This window comes from Salmonella sp. SA15303, from assembly GCF_029962125.1.
Lineage (GTDB): Bacteria > Pseudomonadota > Gammaproteobacteria > Enterobacterales > Enterobacteriaceae > Salmonella > Salmonella enterica.
Map to the genome: position 1 here is coordinate 3,983,360 of NZ_CP123924.1, position 18,360 is coordinate 4,001,719.

General features: G+C 47.1%; 16 protein-coding genes. 4 read left to right on the forward strand and 12 right to left on the reverse strand.

The window, feature by feature from the left end; all coding sequences use genetic code 11:
- Positions 1-25 precede the first annotated feature (25 nt).
- The 6 genes from nhaR to QEN31_RS19655 all read right to left on the reverse strand — a co-directional run bounded on the left by nhaR (position 26) and on the right by QEN31_RS19655 (position 8,212).
- Positions 26-925 (reverse strand): transcriptional activator NhaR, encoded by a 900-nt coding sequence (gene nhaR / locus QEN31_RS19630; RefSeq protein WP_000062872.1) that lies wholly within the window; start codon positions 923-925, stop codon positions 26-28.
- A 61-nt stretch (positions 926-986) separates the two neighbouring features.
- On the reverse strand, positions 987-2,153 hold the full coding sequence (nhaA, locus tag QEN31_RS19635) for a Na+/H+ antiporter NhaA (RefSeq protein ID WP_000681340.1): 1,167 nt from the start codon (positions 2,151-2,153) through the stop codon (positions 987-989).
- Positions 2,154-2,315: 162 nt separating this feature from the next.
- Positions 2,316-4,031 carry an aryl-sulfate sulfotransferase gene (locus tag QEN31_RS19640; protein ID WP_001094892.1) on the reverse strand — a complete coding sequence of 572 codons (1,716 nt, stop codon included), beginning with the start codon at positions 4,029-4,031 and terminating at the stop codon, positions 2,316-2,318.
- A 126-nt stretch (positions 4,032-4,157) separates the two neighbouring features.
- Entirely contained in the window at positions 4,158-5,411 is a 1,254-nt protein-coding gene (locus QEN31_RS19645) for an IS1/IS1595 family N-terminal zinc-binding domain-containing protein (protein WP_099949719.1), read from the reverse strand.
- Between the two features lie 18 nt (positions 5,412-5,429).
- Positions 5,430-6,620 (reverse strand): anaerobic sulfatase maturase, encoded by a 1,191-nt coding sequence (locus QEN31_RS19650; protein ID WP_000971148.1) that lies wholly within the window; start codon positions 6,618-6,620, stop codon positions 5,430-5,432.
- A gap of 98 nt (positions 6,621-6,718) precedes the next feature.
- The gene (locus QEN31_RS19655) at positions 6,719-8,212 is read right to left on the reverse strand and encodes a sulfatase family protein (RefSeq protein ID WP_000831880.1); all 1,494 of its coding nucleotides are present in this window, start codon (positions 8,210-8,212) and stop codon (positions 6,719-6,721) included.
- Between the two features lie 596 nt (positions 8,213-8,808).
- On the opposite strand from QEN31_RS19655, the gene QEN31_RS19660 reads away from it, so the two are divergent.
- Both QEN31_RS19660 and QEN31_RS19665 read left to right on the forward strand, forming a co-directional pair.
- On the forward strand, positions 8,809-9,570 hold the full coding sequence (locus QEN31_RS19660) for an outer membrane protein OmpK (protein WP_000791534.1): 762 nt from the start codon (positions 8,809-8,811) through the stop codon (positions 9,568-9,570).
- Positions 9,571-9,668: 98 nt separating this feature from the next.
- A complete protein-coding gene (locus QEN31_RS19665) occupies positions 9,669-11,240 on the forward strand; it encodes a bifunctional metallophosphatase/5'-nucleotidase (RefSeq protein ID WP_000262866.1) in 1,572 nt (523 codons plus the stop codon).
- A 45-nt stretch (positions 11,241-11,285) separates the two neighbouring features.
- Here the strand turns inward: QEN31_RS19665 and QEN31_RS19670 are convergent, their stop codons facing one another.
- Positions 11,286-13,004, reverse strand: coding sequence for an aryl-sulfate sulfotransferase (locus tag QEN31_RS19670; protein WP_001036514.1), 1,719 nt, complete (start codon positions 13,002-13,004; stop codon positions 11,286-11,288).
- 522 nt (positions 13,005-13,526) lie between these two features.
- On the opposite strand from QEN31_RS19670, the gene QEN31_RS19675 reads away from it, so the two are divergent.
- Positions 13,527-13,967 carry a winged helix-turn-helix domain-containing protein gene (locus tag QEN31_RS19675; RefSeq protein WP_000158347.1) on the forward strand — a complete coding sequence of 147 codons (441 nt, stop codon included), beginning with the start codon at positions 13,527-13,529 and terminating at the stop codon, positions 13,965-13,967.
- Positions 13,968-13,974: 7 nt separating this feature from the next.
- On the opposite strand, the gene QEN31_RS19680 is transcribed toward QEN31_RS19675, so the two are convergent.
- Positions 13,975-14,979: a LysR family transcriptional regulator gene (locus tag QEN31_RS19680; RefSeq protein WP_001247395.1), complete on the reverse strand. Its 1,005-nt coding sequence runs from the start codon at positions 14,977-14,979 to the stop codon at positions 13,975-13,977.
- 369 nt (positions 14,980-15,348) lie between these two features.
- Here QEN31_RS19680 and QEN31_RS19685 point away from each other — a divergent pair, with 369 nt between their 5' ends.
- On the forward strand, positions 15,349-15,798 hold the full coding sequence (locus QEN31_RS19685; RefSeq protein ID WP_001250362.1) for a winged helix-turn-helix domain-containing protein: 450 nt from the start codon (positions 15,349-15,351) through the stop codon (positions 15,796-15,798).
- 99 nt (positions 15,799-15,897) lie between these two features.
- Here QEN31_RS19685 and QEN31_RS19690 read toward each other — a convergent pair whose 3' ends face one another.
- The 4 genes from QEN31_RS19690 to QEN31_RS19705 all read right to left on the reverse strand — a co-directional run bounded on the left by QEN31_RS19690 (position 15,898) and on the right by QEN31_RS19705 (position 18,349).
- Positions 15,898-16,185 (reverse strand): hypothetical protein, encoded by a 288-nt coding sequence (locus QEN31_RS19690; protein WP_000839833.1) that lies wholly within the window; start codon positions 16,183-16,185, stop codon positions 15,898-15,900.
- Between the two features lie 38 nt (positions 16,186-16,223).
- The gene (locus QEN31_RS19695; RefSeq protein ID WP_000291392.1) at positions 16,224-17,069 is read right to left on the reverse strand and encodes a DsbA family protein; all 846 of its coding nucleotides are present in this window, start codon (positions 17,067-17,069) and stop codon (positions 16,224-16,226) included.
- Between the two features lie 64 nt (positions 17,070-17,133).
- Complete coding sequence (gene bcfG / locus QEN31_RS19700; protein WP_001135039.1) at positions 17,134-17,865, reverse strand: fimbrial chaperone BcfG; 732 nt, start codon at positions 17,863-17,865, stop codon at positions 17,134-17,136.
- Positions 17,831-18,349, reverse strand: coding sequence for a fimbrial protein BcfF (locus QEN31_RS19705; protein WP_001243232.1), 519 nt, complete (start codon positions 18,347-18,349; stop codon positions 17,831-17,833). The genes bcfG and QEN31_RS19705 overlap by 35 nt, the downstream gene beginning before the upstream one ends.
- Positions 18,350-18,360: the final 11 nt, after the last annotated feature.

Here is an 18,360-nt window from a genome sequence, read left to right on the forward strand (position 1 = left end):
GCCGGAAGTATTACGGTAGGTACGTCTACTGTAGTTTAAACAATGCCGAGTAGTCCGCATTGCAAATACGCTGCACCGCCGGATGCTGGATCATTCTCTCGGCAAAAATCGCATGATATTCTTCCATGACATTCTCCACGCGCCCAATCTCTATTACCGACTCATCGGCATAAAAATCCAGCGAATAAAGGCTCGGCGCCACAAAAATCGCATCGTGCGTCGCGCCAAACGCCTTCATTAAGGCCGCATCATCAAATTCACCGAGGATCTCAACCTGCAACCCCTGTGAATTAAACCAGTTCAACAACTTACGCCCCAGCATTGAGCGCCGTCCCGGCACCAGCAACCGTCGCTCTTCCAGGCAGGCAGGGAACGCTTTTTCAGGAAGCGGATTCGTACACCAGAAACTGACGCTGCATTCGCCGATTTTGACTGAGAATAGCCCCTCCTGCTGCGTGGAATCTATCGGGCAGTCGGAGATAATCATATCCAGCTTGTGCTGGCTGAGCTGTTCGAGCAACATTTCGTGCGTGGACTCGAAGCAACGCAGATGTATGGGTTCGTCCACCACCACCGCCGCATCCAGAACGCTGCTGACCAGACGCTTGGATAAAGCATCGGCGACGCCGACATCAAACAACAGGTTTGATTCTTTGCGGTAATTGACGATATCCAGCATCTCCTGGCTTAGCGTAAACATTTTGTCCGCATAGCGAAAAACCAGCTCGCCCAGTTCGCTGGGTTCAAGACCGCGTCCCTTACGTTTAAATAGCTTCCCCTGTAAACGCTCTTCCAGGGCTTTAATTTGACCAGTAATGGTTTGCGGCGTCAGAAAAAGCGCCTCTGCGGCACCCACGACAGAACCTTCTTTATAGACATGCCAGAAATAATAAAGATGGTTGTAGTTAATATGAGACATGCTCATTTCTCTCCCTGTTCAATGTCGCAAGGGAGCGATACATCGCTCCCCCTTTCCTTCGTACTGATTATGCCGGCGCGTTCAAACGCGCGCGCAACCAGCTATACCCCACCACTGCGGAGAGCAATGAACCAATCAAAATGCCCAATTTCGCCCAGTTAATAAGTTCCGGATCGACATTGCCAAATGCCAGGCTGGCGATAAAGATGGACATCGTAAAGCCAATGCCACACAAAATGCCGACCGCCATGATTTGCTGATAAGTGGTCCCCTGTGGCAGATGCGCCAGCTTGAAACGCAGCGCCAGCCAGCAAAACAGGCTAATCCCCAGCGGCTTACCAATCAGCAGACCGGCAATAATTCCCAACGGCAGCATGGAGGTCAGACCGTCAATCGTGACGCCCTGAAGAGAAACGCCAGCATTCGCAAAAGCGAAGAGCGGCAGGATCAGGTACGCGACCCACGGGTGCAGAACATGCTCCAGACGCTTCGCCGGCGAGCGACCGTGTTTTTCTTTCAGCGGAATAAAGAAACCGACAATGACGCCTGCCAGCGTCGCGTGAACGCCGGACTTCAGTACCGCCGTCCACAGCACTGCCCCGACCAGAATATATACCCCAGTCCGTCTGACGCCGCACAGGTTCAGCAGCGCCAGCACGGCAATCGCGAACGCCGCCACGCCCAGCGAGACGATAGAAAGATCGCTGGTATAAAACAGTGCGATAATAACGATGGCGCCGAGATCATCGATGATCGCCAGCGCCATCAGGAAAATTTTCAGCGCCAGCGGAACCCGGCTGCCCAACAGCGCCAACACGCCCAGCGCAAAGGCGATATCCGTCGCGGCAGGAATAGCCCAGCCCTCGCGAGTGACCGGATCGGAGTAGTTAAAGGCCAGATAGAGCAATGCCGGTACAATCATCCCGCCGATGGCGGCAATCACCGGAAAAGCGGCCTGGCGCAGACTGGCTAACGAGCCTTGCATCAGTTCGCGCTTAACTTCCAGGCCAATCAACAGGAAAAACACGGCCATCAGCGCATCGTTGATCCACAACAGCATGTTTTTGTTGATCTCAAGCGCCCCAACCCGTAGCTGAACCGGCGTCTCCAGAAAATCATGATACCATCCACTGGTCGCGCCCATATTGGCCATCAGCATAGCCAGCGCAGCGGCGATGATGAGAATGATGCCCCCAGAGGCATCGCTGCTAAAAAATCGGTGCAGATGTTTCACTTTTTATTCTCTCAATCAGGTGAATTCTTCGGATCTACTATCTTACCTCGCCTGACTCATCGTTAAAATTAGATTATATATGATGAATAGCTCGTTTTTTACGAAATGAAGTCCGACTTACGCCGGACTTTTTTAGTGCAGTCAGTCATTGATGATAGACCGCTACGCGTACAGATCCATTTTATACACCCGGAAACTGGTAATATCGTAGCGATAGCCTTCCCCGTTCGTTTCCGCGTTTTTGTAGTAACCTGACGTCATGGTCGCTTCAAAAAGCACGGTTTTCTCCGTAGGCGCAATCTCCTGTAAAATTAGCAGCCCCATCGCCTCACTGCCCGCCTGCGGATCGATAATATCGCTCTCGCCAGGCTGGCAAGAGATGGCGCGGCCATTTTCATCAAACGTGCAGTCGGCAAAATGCACCACAATATTGCCATTCTGCTGGATCGCTTTCGCGCTAACGCAGCTACTGTAGCCACGCGCGCCCAGCTCCTTGCCGTATTCAAATGGCCGCATAACGGTCATCTCATTCATATTCACCACGAAATGGACAATGCGGCTGTAGTTATCCGGCGGTAACAGGCTTTTGCTGTCATCACGCGAACGGTAGTTACCGTTATCAAATACCATAAACTCCACTATACCCGGCGTATTATTGGCGATTTCAACGACGTTATGCTGGCCCCAAGTCCAAAAGTCACGGTCGGCCGCGTCGATATCCTCCTGTTTGCTAAAGTCATAAAGCGCCACACCTTCACTGTCGACCGGGGTTAAAAGATAAGGCTGATAAGCGTCGTCCCAGTCTTCATGCGTTGACAAAATAAAGCGTAGCGCTTGCGTTTGCAGATCGACGCCAAACACCGCGCTCTGATGACGCCCGGACGCAATTAACAACTGATTCGTCTCATTCACGTAGCTCTGGTTTATATGCAGCCAGTCTTTAACCGTCGGGTCTTCTCCCGGCGCCGTACCTGAAGGACGGGAAACCCGCGTCGTATCCAGCACCTTCGCCATATCGTAGTAAGCCGTCTCCAGTCCGGTAGTCAGATCGACAACCGATACGCCGTCTTCATTGGTTTTCAAATCGTCGGGCCGACCCGAGGTATATTCAGAGGGCGCAACAATGGTATTGCTATCCCACGGCCAGATAGAATGGTGAAATTGATTATCGAGATTATAGAATGTGTGAAGACGCCCCATCATGTCGAACTCATACATATCCAGATAGGTATTTTTCGCTTCTGAAGTAGTGAGGAAATGGCCATTATCAATTCGAACAAAATTATAAGACGGATAATCCTGAGTAACGTACCAGCGCACCAGACCATTCTGATCTAATGCGTAATTATAACGATCGAAATGCGTAATAAAATAAAACCCTGGCGCCATCTTGTTCGCATCGGTAGCAGGTTGCGTCACGTTGATAATCGGAAAACCTAATACGACCTCCGCGGAATCTACCGGCGGTAATGGCTGTGTGATGAGCGTATAGACGGCAAGCGGCGTATCTGCCTGAGAAAAGACAATACGGTTTTCAGTATCCGCTACCAGCCCCAGAACCGGCAACAGATTTGCGCCTGCCGTAAGGGTGTAAAGATGTTCTACCGGCATCGCCGTTTTTGCCGCATCCTGGACCGTGACTATGATCTCAGCCGGTTCCAGACTCCAGACCCCGGCATAAGCGCTTAAAGGCGCCGTGCCGTAAGGGTCTAACAACATGAGCGCATTTTCTACCGTATTCTCTTGCGTGACCTGCGCAAGGCAATTTTCATAAATAGCGGTATGGTTAAGCACCATTTCATTATTGATATCGATACCCTGATTAATCGCCGGACGCGGCGCAGGAAGGACAACAGACGTTGTAGTTAACGTATTCATGATAAATCTCCAGTGTATTAATCTCATCGCCCCTCATGGGGACCACGAAAATTAATACTCTGGATTTTTAAGCCGTCCGAATAAAATACCGCAACAACACCTCATCACACTTTTTATTTTAGCAATTCAGTTACGTGAAGCGTTATATTCAAATTTTAGGTAATCCAGTACGGCAACAACATTGCCAGGAGACATCCGGTTAAGATGCGGCAGGAAGGGATGGTTGTGAACATAGCGAATAAACGCCGTCGCGCTATTTAACGTCGCATGGCGTAACAAACTCACCTTTTTATTTCCTGTGAGATTGCATACCGCCATCGCATAATCCCGTGTGGAAAATGTACGCCAGACGTTGTTGCGAATTCCGCCGCTCAAAAACAACCGCGGAGGGAGATCGCGTTTGGGCGGCGTAACGCCTCTTTCACGCACAAACGAAATATGACAGCGCCCCTGACGAAGATAGCTAAAATTCGCCATCATACAGCCGCCCAGAATGAAGCATTCGTGATCGAGATAATGTTGGACATTCAGGGAACGCTCATCCGTCAACGCCTGAACCAACTCAAAATGTCGATAAGCAGGTAATACGGGTTTTACTAACATCCCCGGATCGTTTTTATATAAAACGGCGGGGCCGTAATCCACATCAAATAATACATTGCGGCGCATGGTCAGCGCCTCTTTTCGCTGCACCAGATGCGCCAGCGTGCCGGACGGAAGTCGTTTTTCGTAATCAGAATGATATTGATAATCCGCTTCCACCGGTTGGGCGGAGTAATTCGTTGAGATCGCGACGACCTTACCGCTCTCCTCTTCCGCCGTCACCAGCACGTATAAGCTGCTGTCGCCGCCGTTAAATTTCACACGAAACGCCCGCGTGCTCATAGCGATATCAAACGCGGGAAACACAAAATCGCGTTCCGCTTGATTAGCGCGACGGGACAGTTTTTGTAATTCGCGGCTAAAACCCGTGCTGTCTATCGCCAGCGCCGCGCGTATTTCAACTAGCGACGCTCCTTCGCCAATCAACGTGGCAAGGTTCTCTTGTCTGGCGTCGCTCCTGATAGCGGTATAGGAGATGAACGTTTTATTACACTGGCGGCAATACATACGCCGTTCACCTTTAGTGGAAAATCCATATTTTTTCAGCGACGTCCCGCCACAATGCGGACAGGACTTCACCAGACCTTTCCAGGGTTGATTCGCCGCCTGGCGAAAAAGATTAAGCGATCTGGCTGAGATAATGGGGAACAAAAAACCGCACGCTCGACAGAGAACATTTTTCCCTTGCGGTAGATAGTCTGGGCTCCCCAGAATCCCCAGATTTTTGCAGCCTGGCGTTTTGCAAGCATCGACATTAATGTGAGAAAACATATTCACTCCCTGCGAATACTACCTTCAAACAAATATTGACTTTATTTCTGCAGGTGAGATGCCTTTTTCATACAGGGTTCGCATGGCACTCATCGCCGTCGCGGTATGCGAGAAAAAAGCCTGATAACCTGCACACAGATAGTTATGATTGGTTGCGCCTGACGCAGAGGGTAAAAAACGATGTTTCGGACAGCCGCCATAGCAGGCGAACTTCCATTGACAGCGATGACACTCCTGCGCCATTGAACGCTGTTTATCGCTGCCGAACTGGCGATTTTGTTCGCCCTGATTCATTTGACGCAGCGTCTTCTGGTGGATATTCCCCAGTTTAAATTGCGGATATACGAAGTGATCGCAGTTATAAACATCGCCGTTCATTTCCATCGCAAACGCGCTGCCGCAGGTGGGAGCAAAAACGCAAACCTGCGGCGGCAGGCCGCACCAGGCCGCCAGCGTCTGTTCAAATAGCTGGATGCCGATATCGCCGATATCCTCACGGATCCAGATATCAAATACCGCATTCAGAAACTGACCAAATTGCAGGCTATCGACCGACCACGGCGTCATCGCGATATGTTTATCCTGCGGCTGCGCCAGCCCATTTTCCCCACAGCGTTCAACTAAAGGGATAAATTGCATATAGCGGCTACCAATGCTTTTCAGGTAGCGATAGACCTGAACAGGATGATGCATATTGGTACGGTTAACCACCGTGAGGGTATTAAATTCTACGTCGTGCTGCGCCAGACAACGCACCGCATTTTCTACTTTTTCATGCGTCGGCTTTCCGGAGCGCGTCACTCGCCATTCATCGTGTAACGCGGCATCGCCATCAATAGAGACGCCAACCAGAAAATCATGCTCCCGGAAGAAGGTCGCCCAGTCATCGTTGATCAGGATGCCGTTGGTCTGGAAGGTATTGACGATGGTTTTGCCGCCACAATAGCGCTGCTGAAATTCAACGGCTTTACGATAAAACGGGATGCCCATTAATGTGGGTTCCCCGCCCTGCCACGCAAAAATGACCTCATCAATATCCTGTGCGGCAATCTGCTGCCTGATGAAGAGTTCGAGGGTCTCTTCCGACATTTTGTAATGGTTTTTTCGATCCGGATAGAGCTTTTCTTTCTCCAGATAAAAACAGTACTTACAGTCAAGGTTACACACCGATCCGGTTGGTTTAACCATGACCTGACAACTTTTCCCAAACATCATTACCTTCCCTGAAATAAAAGAACCTGATCCGGCACAGAGTGACCGGATCAGGTGGGCATCGCCCTAAGTGGCATACTTAATTTTTTATAATTATTCCATTAGCCCCAGGTGACAGGCGTCGGCTTATCGCCACGGGCTTTCATCAGCGAATCGTTATCAATATCCTTTTTATACTTCAGGAACTTACCGTAAAGCTGTTTCTCAATCTGCGGCTGTTTACCAATTTGATTGAGCGTCTCGAAACGATCGGTTTTCAGGTTATAGAGATATTTAGGTTTATTCTGGCGATCGATGATCATCTTCCAGTCGCCGTCGCGGATCGCCCACTCATCCGTCGGATCGTCCTGGAACGGCATATCGATACCGAAGATCAGCGGTTTCTGGCGTTTTAACGTCTTGTCCTTCAGGAGCGGAACTAAAGACTGACCGTCGTAGGTACGATCGGTCGGGAGTTTAAAGTCCATCATGTTGGCCAGCGTCGGCAACCAGTCAAGACCATATACCGGCGTGTCCGTTACCATCCCCTGTGGAATGTGCTTGCCGTATTTGATGATTGCCGGTACGCGAATGCCGCCTTCCCACAGGTTGTCTTTACGCCCGCGCAGACCGTCGGTTTCCCCGGCCAGGTTCAGCTCGTATACCTTACGCGCTTCGCGCGTGACAGGGCCGTTGTCGCTGGTAAAGATGACGATGGTGTTATCTTCCTCGCCCATCGCCTTAATTTTATCCAGCACTTTACCGACCTGCTCATCCATGTAGCTGATATTGGCGTAATATTCGCCGGTGCCGCGCCACGGTTTGTCTGCCCAGTCGCCGTAGAACAGATCCGGATGCTGCTTCTGGTAGTCGGTCATGTACTGCGAATACATATCAAGGTATTTTTTCGGCGACGCCAGCGGGCTATGGACTTCGGTAAAGGCGACATATAAGAAGAACGGATTATCGTCTTTCTTATTATCCAGCCAGTTCACCACTTCAGAGCTCACAAACTCGCCGCTCATCTTATCTGCGCGGCCAATATGTTGGCCATTACGAATCCACCCCGTAGGATGCACCACGCCATAGCGCGGGCGCTCCTTGGCGTTATCCAGCGTAGCATCGGTGACAAATCCCGCCGGATTAACCAACGTATAGTCAAAGCCCATGTCTTTCGCCTGCGGCTGATCGGTGCGATCGCCGCCCGCATTCAGGTGTAATTTCCCCATCATCGCCGTATCGTAGCCCTGCTGTTTTAGCAGATTGGCGATAGTCAGTTCATTACGCCCCAGCGCAACATCTTTGCCTTCCGGTATCCAGGAACGGATTCCGGTACGGAACGGCATACGACCGGTTAACAGGCCCGCGCGGGAAGGAGAACACAGAGGCGCTGGCGCATAATAGTCGGTAAACTTCACCCCCTCCTGCGCCAATTTGTCTATGTTAGGTGTTTTAACGATGCGGTGCCCGTAGGTGGCGAGATCGCCATACCCTAAATCATCCGCCAGAATAATGACTAAGTTAGGACGCTTTGCGGTTGCCGCTTGCGCGGTTGATAATACGCATCCAGCGCATAGCGCCAACCCTATCATACTGGCAACGACTGTTCTTTTCATTTCAACTCCTTTGAGTTATCGCACGGTCTGATTACGATATATTTGCCGATAGACCCGGCTGCGGAATACAGCCTAAATTAATTGCACTATATATATATTCGATTTGTCTTATATTTCTTCCATTAACATCGTTTTATCGTAGAAAATTATTCACACTCATTATAATATTAATACCATAAATATATTTCGTGCTAAAGAAAACACGCCTGAAGCAGTCTATAAAAAAAGAAATCGCGAACGAGTGATGCAGATCTCAAATATGGCCCATATGTCAGAACCGCTATTGTGATGTCAATATATGTTGCTGTTTGAACGGTAACCCCCTCATTTAATGGCAGTAAGTTGTCTTTGCGAGAGATTATTCCCATTCGAAGTTTCATTAATTTCATGCTATCCGGTGTGACTTTTACAACAGAGACATAAACTATAAATCAAATAGTTATCACGTAATAAACAACATTATCTGACACGAATATTTGACGATTATATGTCGCTGATATTTTTGAGACATCTATCACCTACGTATAAAAAGACACTCCTTAGAATTCGCTTCTTTACACAACATTTCACTGTGTTTTTACCTCATGGAGTTGAGCATGAAAAATAAGAAATATATTAATAGTCTACTCGCCGCATGTGTTCTTTTCTCTTGCTTTAATGGCCAGGCAGCGGAATTGAAACGCGTATACGGTAAACTTAGCTTCGGATATGGCGACTGGAATAAAGGCTTTGTCAATGTCGATCGCGGCGAAGTGTGGAAAGCGGTAGCCGATTTCGGCGCCGTGTTTGACAGGGGCGAATTTGCATCATTTTATGAAATGAACGTGCTCAACCATCCGGTAGAAGGCCGTAACCATGTAACCCAATTTCTGGGACATTATAGGGTAGTAGAAGGCTCTAACTTTACCGCAATGATGAAACTCTATATGTCGATGGAGAATAAATTCGGTGATGAATTAAACATGATGTACGGGGTAGGTTATCTGGGTTTAACCAGCCCATCAGGCTTTATTAAGCCCTATTTCGCTGTTCATAACTTATCGAACGATTATACCTCTAAAAAGTATGGACAGGCGACAGGCTTTAACGGTTATGTTCTCGGTTGGGTCGCGGCTTATAACTTCGATATGTTTAATGAAAAGTTCGTCATTTCAAACTGGAACGAAGTTGAAATGGATCGTAATGATGCCTACGCCGAACAACAGGGTGGGACGACCGGCCTGAACGGCGCGGTAACGTTTACATGGAAATTTATGCCGCGATGGACCGCCTCCGTCTCTTACCGTTACTTCAATAATAAATTGGGGTATGACGGCTACGGCGACCGTATGAATTACCTGATCGGCTTCGAGTTTTAATAATTAATAAACTTGATGAATATTACTTAATTTCCCCGGTTTGTAGTCGTGAATGACACGACTACAGGCATTGTTTTTCTTTAATGTAGCGTAAATGGATGGTTTATATGAACAAAAAGTTTTCGATATCCCTACTGTCGCTGTGCATTGGTTTGTCTTCAGCCATTTCCTTTTCAGCCGATGCGCGTGACATCACAATTTATTATACAAACGATTTACATGCCCATGTAACCCCAGAAATTATCCCCTATGTATCCAAGACACGTCCGGTAGGCGGCTTTGCGCCCATCTCGAAAATTGTCAAAGATGCAAAAGCGAAAGAGAAAGATGTCTTTTTCTTTGATGCTGGCGACTATTTCACCGGACCTTTTATCAGTACGCTGACCAAAGGCGAGGCTATTATTGATATTTTAAATACCATGCCTTACGACGCCGTCTCTGTCGGTAACCATGAATTTGACCATGGCCATGAGAATCTGGTTAAACAACTCAGCAAATTGCAATTCCCGGTATTGTTGGATAATGTTTTTTACAGCGGCACAGATACGCCATTAATTAAAGAACCGTATACCATCGTGGAAAAAGATGGATTCAAGATCGGCGTCATCGGTATGCACGGCGTTTCCGCATTCTATGAAGCGATTGCCGCAGGCGTGCGTGAAGGCGTTGACTGCCGCGATCCGATTCCTTATGTGAAAAAACAGCTGGAAGAGTTAAAAGGGAAAGTTGACCTGACCGTGCTGCTCGCCCACGAAGGCGTGCCGGGTATGCAGTCCAGCGCAGGCGAGGCTGATGTCGCACGCGCACTGAAAACCGACGTTGATATGGCGAAATCGCTGGAAGGCTATGGACTTAACGTCCTGATTACCGGCCATGCGCATAAAGGTACGCCAGAACCGATTAAAGTGGGCGATACCCTTGTCGTTTCCACGGATGCGTACACCATCGAATTAGGTAAACTGGTGCTTGACTGGAACCCGGAAACCAAAAAAGTGGACAGCTACAATGGTAAGTTGATCACCATGTATGCGGATACTTATAAGCCAGATCCGGTCACGCAGGCCAAAATTGACGAATGGGATAACAAGGTTAAGAAAATTACCGATGAGGTGGTCGCGCACTCTCCGGAAGTGCTGACCCGTTCTTACGGTGAATCCGCGCCAACCGGCAACTTAATCACCGATGCCCTGATGGCTACCGTTCCTGGCGCCGACGCTTCCTTCTATAATGCTGGCGGCATCCGTACCGAATTGCCTAAAGGTAATATCACCTATGGTGATGTGCTGAGTATGTATCCGTTCACCAACGATGTCATGAGCATGGAAATCAGCGGTAAGGACCTGAAATCCATCATGTCACACGCTGCCGATCTGAAAAACGGTATGCTGCACGTATCTAAAACCGTCCAGTTTAAATATGACAGCACCAAACCGCTGGGCCAGCGTATTGTTGAATTTGATATCAAAGGCAAACCGGTAGAAGACAATAAACTCTATACCGTCGCGCTGGACTCCTTTATCGGTAAAGGTGGTGGCGGATTTACCTTCACTAAAGGTAAAAATATCAAATATATAGGGATACAAACCGCACCGGCGTTGGTTAACTATATGAAGCAGGTTAACAATATTCAACCTGACCACACCATGCGCGTGGATGATATTAGCAAATAAGCCATAATGTTATGCGGTCGATAACCGGCCGCATAACATACTTAGTTATGCAAACAGCGGCATTTTGTATACCCGAAATGCAGAAATATCATAACGATAATTCGTGCCATTCGTCTCTTCGTTCTTGAAATAGCCCGACGTCACCATCGCTTCGAATAAGACCTCTTTCGTCTCTTTATTGATTTCTTGTAATACCAGTCGACCTAACGCCTGTTGCCCTTCATCCGGATCGACAAGATCGCTGGAACCTGGTTGCGCGGTAATGGTATGTTCAAACTCATCAACCGTCGTCGCGCCGAAGTGAATAACCAGGTGACCATTAGTCAATAAATGCTTAGCGCTCACAAAACTGCTATAGCCCCGGTTCCCGACTTCCGTTTTACCATACTCATACGGACGCGTTACGGTCATCGTATTTAGGTTTATTTTAAACTGCACCACCCGGCTGAAGTTATCGAGCGGCAACAGACTTTTCGCATCTTCGCGTGAACGATAGTTACCATTATCAAAGACCATAAACTCCAGGATACCAGGCTCATCGTTTGGAATTTCAACAATGTTATGCTGCCCCCAGGTCCAGAAATTCTTATCTGCCGCATCAATCCCTCCCGGCGAGGTAAGATCGTACAGCGGGACACCATCATCATCGACAGGGGTTAATAAGTATTGCTTGAATTCGTCAGACCAATCCTCATGGTTCGCCATAATAAAGCGCAGTTCGCCGGAATCCACATTTACGCCAAAAATCGCGCTCTGATGTCGACCGGAACAGATCAGCAAATTGTTGGGTTCATTAATATAGCTTTGGTTGATATGCAGCCAGTCATCCATTGATACGTCCTGACCTGGCGCGCTTCCGGAAGGACGCGGCGATCTGGAATAATCCATCACATACAGCATATCGTAATAGGCGACTTCAAGTCCGGTAGATAAGTTAATAATAGAAACGCCATCTTTCCCGGTTGAGTAACCGTCTGGCCGTCCATTGCTATATTCTGAAGGCGCAATCGCCAGATTGTTCTCAATGGGAAGAATGGAGTGATGGAACTCATTGTCGAGAAGATAAACCGTATAAACCCGTCCCATAATGTCAAATTCATACATATTCAGACAATGGTTTATTCCCTGTGACGTCGCCAGGAAATGGCCGTTATCCATTCTGACAAAATTATAAGAAGGGATTTCCTGACTTACATACCACCGGACAATCCCGTTATGATCAAAAGCCAGATTATACCGATCAAAATAAGTGGAGAAATAAAGTCCTTCCTCCATCAGCGAGGCCTGCTGCGCAGGACAGGAGACGCTAATAATAGGGAAGCCGAGGCTCACGTTAGCCGAATCCGTGGGCGGTAATGCGTCTGTCATTACTGTATATTGCCCGACAATTTGCGAGGCAAGGCGTAGGGTAATCTGATTATTCACCGCGGATACCATCCCACACACAGGAATAAGGTTAGCGCCCGGATGTACATCATATTGATAACGCACTTCCTCTGTCGTCGCTTCGCTATCAACAACATTGATCTCAAGCGCGGCAGCTTCATCCATCCAAACCCCCAGATAGAGACTCAACGGGGCGGTCCCGTAGGGATTTACGGTGACAATGGCCTTGTCACAGGTATTAGATTGCGTGATCTCCGCTAATCGTTGTTCATATATGGCGTTATGGTTTAAAACCAGTGCGTTATTGGTATCGATTTTCTGGTTAATCGGCTCACGCGGTGCGGGCATGTTAACCATTGACGAACTTTTCTTATTCATACGTTTCTCCTGATTAATTGGGATATAGGCAACGAGCGGCTACAACATGCCAGCCCGTTGCTTAGCAAATAACCCTACGTCAACAAGAGAAATCGGTTTAATAATTTAAAATAAAACATCCATAAAATAACACCCAGACTAAAACTATTCTTTATCGTCCGAAGATTTTATTTCCCTGGCGCTACTATAAAAGCATAACAATTATGTAGCATTAATGCATTGTGACCAATAGCCTATACCTTTTTTATGGTTGGCATAGGCCTTGCGCCATAATTCAAATTATTTTATGTCAACAATAAATCAATCAAAGCATATCAATATACTGATAAAAATTAACACTACTATCATTTTATTTTTAGAGCGACTAAAAATAAAATTTTAGTTTTTCTAAAAAACCATCATTTTTGTGACACGATACGATTTTCTCTGGAAAAAAGACGCTATTACAATCACACCAGTTGATCCATAAATTTAATATGCATATTATTATCGCCACCCTAATTAAACCCATTAAATAACATCATGACTATTTATTTAATTAACAGCACGCACACTTACAATGATAAGACCAATGAGCTAAAAAACATAAAAACGGGAAAGATGATAAAAATTGCCGCAATGCGCATAAAGTGTCTGGAATATATGCTGAATCATGCACAACAAGAGATTATTTATAAAAAACAACTCACTAATGAACTTTGGGGGGAAAGAAGTCAATTTATCAGCGACGCCAACCTGACCCAGATATTATATCTACTGCGGCGCGACCTTAAAGGCTTTGGCCTGAGCCAGTTTTTTTCCACGGTGCCTCGAACGGGTATTAAAGTAGATGCTAACATTATTATCAGCAATGAAAACAAAAGCTGCCTCCCCTCTTCTTTAAAAAAAGAAGAGTATAAATATATGGCATTATTTTTCGCTTTACTGACCATGGTCATAATGGTTATTTATTTAATACGATAATTTGATATTAAACCGACAAATCGCATAAGGATGTGCTTCCTTCAACCAAAGCGTCAGGCTGCTTTTCCTGGCTAAAAAGAAAGGTCGACTGAAATGTTGATATCAGTTTTTTGACATTTTTATAATGGGTGCTGTTTGTAGCCAGATAAGCATAAACGGGTAACGTACGAAAAATCATTTCATCAGGCATACGTAGTATTTTTATATTATAACGCCGCACATCTCTAAAATAAGTAGCAATCTTTCCTGGCAAAATCGCAACCATATCGCTTTTTTCAACAATACCGATAACGCCAAATAGTGAATCACTATAATAACCTATTTCCCTGCGCCCCGCATAAGGCGTACTGCTCTTGAATAAATCAATGCTATCAGCGGTGAAAGAAGAGAACATATCTGAATGATAGACAGCATGTCTGGCAGCATAAAAATTATATAAAGACATTTTTTCAAGCCCAACCAATGGACTTTTTTCACCACAAACACAAACAAAATCAGATAAATTATCAATAAGATAACTTTCGATCATCTCATTCTTAATTTCCAGAATTCCCATGATGACATCCGCATAGCCATGCGTCAGCATGGAGGCTGGTGAGTATTCCCCTGTTTTTTTAATCGCATAGTGTTTAATAATATATCGATTCATCAACACAGTATCCAGCAATGCCGGAAAATAGTAATTTTCAGTGATATCACCTCCCAGAACAATGAGTTCATTACTCTCCTGAGCATCTGTTTTATCGCACAGTGTGCTTTCTATAGATTCAATTGCCTGGCGAAATACCTGGTGAAGCGATTTACCTTTGCTGGACGGAACTAATCCTTTGCGGGTTCTGATAAATAACTCTTCGCCATAAAGATTTTGTAAACGAAGAAGAGCCTGAGAGATCGCCGCAGGCGTGACATCCAGTTTCCTCGCCGCCCTGGTTGCATTTCCTTCAGTAATAACCGTATCGAACACTTTGATCAGATTGTAGTCAATTTTTTTAGCATTTTTTATTGGCCGCATATAGGTTATCCTGGCTGGTATAATCTGGCACCATCATTTAAGGCGCAGATTAACCTTGCACCACACTTATTTCAATAAGTAAATCATTTCCTCTATCTGTTTGTTATTAAATTATAATTTTATTGATATCATTTCAGCCTGTGTAAAATAAAAACACATGATGCTATTTTATAAAAAACATCAAAAATATCTGGCACACTTTATAAAAAAGTAAAAAAGCATAATATTATCCCGTTTAATCATAAATGATTCTCTTATTTCTTTGCGGTTCTCTACGCTTATCCGTACTGATGTAAGGAGTACTTTACCGCCAGTGAACACACTGACAGTGTGAAACGTACCTTATGAATATCAAAACGGAGTGAATTCATGAGACAATATACTATTAATAACGAATTTATTTATAATGAGTCGTTAAGAGAAATAATATCATTACATGATAAAAAAGTGCTAAAGGTGACGCTAATGCGTGCGCGTTGTTTAAGCTATCTTTTTGAAAATGCCTACAAGAAACTGATTACGCGGGAGATGATTTCACACGCAGTTTGGGGAGAGCGAAGTCAATTTGTTAGCGATGCTAATTTGACGCAACTTCTTTATCTGCTGCGACGAGATTTACAACAAATCGGGCTTTTCGAACTGTTCGTTACGCTCCCCAGGCAGGGGATAAAAATCGATGAAAGATTTATCATTGACGCTGCTGACATACCGCCACAAGCTATTCAATATCATACTCACCGATGTAATAAAATTATATCTATTGGCATTCCCACTCTTTTTTTATTGTTCGTGCTTTTCTTTTTAGCGCCGTTTATCTGAAGATAAAGTCTGTAGACCGTGTCCCGGGAAGGTGAGAACATTTTTCATAATATTCTCACACGACACTGACGGGACACCATCTGCGGTCTGCTACGCGGTTCAGTCATAGACAATGCGTAGCACTGTTAATTGCTTATCTTCATCCAAATAATCTCGTTTTACCGTTGCATGAGGAGACGATATCGGCGTGATAATATTCTCGACAATAATATAACGTTCAACTCCCTCTTTATTATGGCATTGAATTTCTAAGGTTCCTACGTCATTCCAGCAGCCTGCCTCAACAACCGATCCCATAAAATGAATCTGAGCGGTCGGTTTCGCTGTCCCTTCATGAACGATAAAGGAAAGTAAAATCACCGGTATGACGCAACGCATAGACTTCATTTTACTTTCACTCCTGTGCGTTCTCCTCTGAGCGAATATCACCCCTTCGCTTTCTGAATCGCCATTTGCAACATATCCTGAGTCGTGCTTCCCGGGATCACGGTCACCCGTTTTACATCACCGTCTTGCGTCTGAGGCATGACGACAAAAGCAGGCGTGCCGCTAAAGTCCATATGCTGCGCCAGTGCCTGGTTAGTGAGGAGCGCATCATGTACTGCACCGCTGCTTTGCGCTTCTTTTACGGCGGCCAGCTGCGTCGGCGTTAGATAATGTTGCGCCAGGGTGTAGACATCGTGTTCCGTTAACGCGCCTTCCACCTTCCCTGTGGCATAAAGCGCATTATGCCAGTCGAGATATTTCGCCCCGCCCTGTGTAAGCCATACCTGTTCGCCGACTCTGGCCGCCAGTCCGGATACCGGCCAGCGGGAGGAAAAAATAGGAAACTCTTTGAAAATAAACCGGGTATCCGGGTTCGCCTTAATCAGGTTTTCGACCACAGGCGCCATTTTGCTGCACCACGAGCACTGGTAATCAAAGAACATCACCACCGCCGCTTTTGCCTCGTTGGGCCCAACGGAAGGACTGCTGCTACTGAGCAACTCAGCACGATACTGTAATGCCAGTTGAACATACGCCTGTTGTTGCGCAATCTGCTGACGCTGATGCAACGTCTCGCTGGCGGCGACCAAAAATTCCGGATGTTCGGCCAAATACGTTGCCACGACCTCTCCCACTTTATCCGGATGACTGACGATGTAGGCTTCCGCCGTCGGACCAATTTGCGACGTCGGGGCAGAATCGGCGGCGATTGCCGAGGCGGATACGGCAACGCCTGCCAACGTCAACATCGCCAGTCGGGAAAGTTTTAACGCGTGATAATACATAATAAAAGTCTCGTTCGATAAGTTCGGAAAGCCTCCCGCTATCGGGAGACGCCTGAAAAATAGGTTAATGAATACGCGTCAGATCCACGGTTTGCGCTGGCATTACCCGCCCATAGTCATTAATACTTTGCCAGCGCACAGTGCAGCGAACCGTGTGCCGGCACCAGTCCGTTTGACGCGTTGCAAAGGGAGCCACGACCCCGGCGTTGTCCTGGGCGCGCTCGTTAGCACGTAATAAAAAGAGCGTAACGTAATAGGGTGTAGGATTGCGTACCGTCGCGCCATCGGGGGTAAGCGACCAGATCAGATGCCGGTAGGCCTGCTGCGGATTGCCGGCGAGTCCATCAGGGCGATAGAGCAATTTTAAAGCCGAACGAAACGCCATTTGTACACGGTTCGCTTCCGGTTTACCGGAGGGAATAGCGGCGATACTCAAGGTAAACAGACTTTCCCTGTCGGCGGGTAGCGGTGCGCCGGTATAAACCACCCGCATTGAGTTTTCCTGGCGCGCTGAAAGCATAAATAATGGCGGCGTGACCACGAAGGGCATGATATTCCCTTCGTTTTTGGTTCCTGGCCAGCGGCCACCAGGTAAAATATGCGTATCAATTAACCAGGACGCTTCTGAACGGTTACTTACCGGTACGCTTAATGCCGGGGCGCCCGCATGATAGATAAAGCGAGTACCGCCAATTACCACGCCAGCCTGCGCCCATGATATGGGAAGCAAGCACCAATATATCGCGCAGCGTAAAAAGAACTTATTCATAGGCAAGAATGAAGGTTGCGGAGGCATTGGCGTCCCCGGGCGTTACCGCGCCGCCATCGGCAAGATAACGCGCGTAAAATTGCAGATGCGCCGACGCCTGACCCGGACTGAGCGTCACCACATCACTCTCTTGCCCCAGTGGGATTAAAGTTTTATTTTGATCATAAAGCGCAATCCCAATGCCTGAAGCGTCGCTTTCCCCTGCGGTAAGCGCCAATAAATCCGTATTACGGCTGTCCGCCGCACCGCTAAAACTGACCGTTACGCCGCTGGCAGTGCTGCCGCAGTTTTGTAAATCGATAGCAAAAGGTTGCCATGCGGAACCGTCGCCTGCGCGATAAAACTGCCGTTGAGAAACCGCGCCCATCGCCACGTTAATATTTTCCGAGCCAGGAGAGAGCGAACACGTATTGTCCGTGATGGTTCCGGAAACATAGACCCGGCCATCGTGCGCCTGGACGCCGGATGCCGCCAGCAGCATCCCGATGCCGTACAGGATATCGTTACGCATAATTACGATGG

Excerpts from the sequence above, each read along its gene's own strand:
- QEN31_RS19655 (WP_000831880.1), bottom strand. The coding sequence starts at position 8,212 with ATGAAAAGAACAGTCGTTGCCAGTATGATAGGGTTGGCGCTATGCGCT.
- QEN31_RS19665 (WP_000262866.1), top strand. The coding sequence starts at position 9,669 with ATGGTTTATATGAACAAAAAGTTTTCGATATCCCTACTGTCGCTGTGC.
- QEN31_RS19670 (WP_001036514.1), bottom strand. The coding sequence starts at position 13,004 with ATGAATAAGAAAAGTTCGTCAATGGTTAACATGCCCGCACCGCGTGAG.
- QEN31_RS19650 (WP_000971148.1), bottom strand. The coding sequence starts at position 6,620 with ATGATGTTTGGGAAAAGTTGTCAGGTCATGGTTAAACCAACCGGATCG.
- QEN31_RS19690 (WP_000839833.1), bottom strand. The coding sequence starts at position 16,185 with ATGAAGTCTATGCGTTGCGTCATACCGGTGATTTTACTTTCCTTTATC.
- QEN31_RS19695 (WP_000291392.1), bottom strand. The coding sequence starts at position 17,069 with ATGTATTATCACGCGTTAAAACTTTCCCGACTGGCGATGTTGACGTTG.
- QEN31_RS19685 (WP_001250362.1), top strand. The coding sequence starts at position 15,349 with ATGAGACAATATACTATTAATAACGAATTTATTTATAATGAGTCGTTA.
- QEN31_RS19680 (WP_001247395.1), bottom strand. The coding sequence starts at position 14,979 with ATGCGGCCAATAAAAAATGCTAAAAAAATTGACTACAATCTGATCAAA.
- nhaR (WP_000062872.1), bottom strand. The coding sequence starts at position 925 with ATGAGCATGTCTCATATTAACTACAACCATCTTTATTATTTCTGGCAT.
- bcfG (WP_001135039.1), bottom strand. The coding sequence starts at position 17,865 with ATGCCTCCGCAACCTTCATTCTTGCCTATGAATAAGTTCTTTTTACGC.
- QEN31_RS19660 (WP_000791534.1), top strand. The coding sequence starts at position 8,809 with ATGAAAAATAAGAAATATATTAATAGTCTACTCGCCGCATGTGTTCTT.
- QEN31_RS19675 (WP_000158347.1), top strand. The coding sequence starts at position 13,527 with ATGACTATTTATTTAATTAACAGCACGCACACTTACAATGATAAGACC.
- QEN31_RS19640 (WP_001094892.1), bottom strand. The coding sequence starts at position 4,031 with ATGAATACGTTAACTACAACGTCTGTTGTCCTTCCTGCGCCGCGTCCG.
- QEN31_RS19705 (WP_001243232.1), bottom strand. The coding sequence starts at position 18,349 with ATGCGTAACGATATCCTGTACGGCATCGGGATGCTGCTGGCGGCATCC.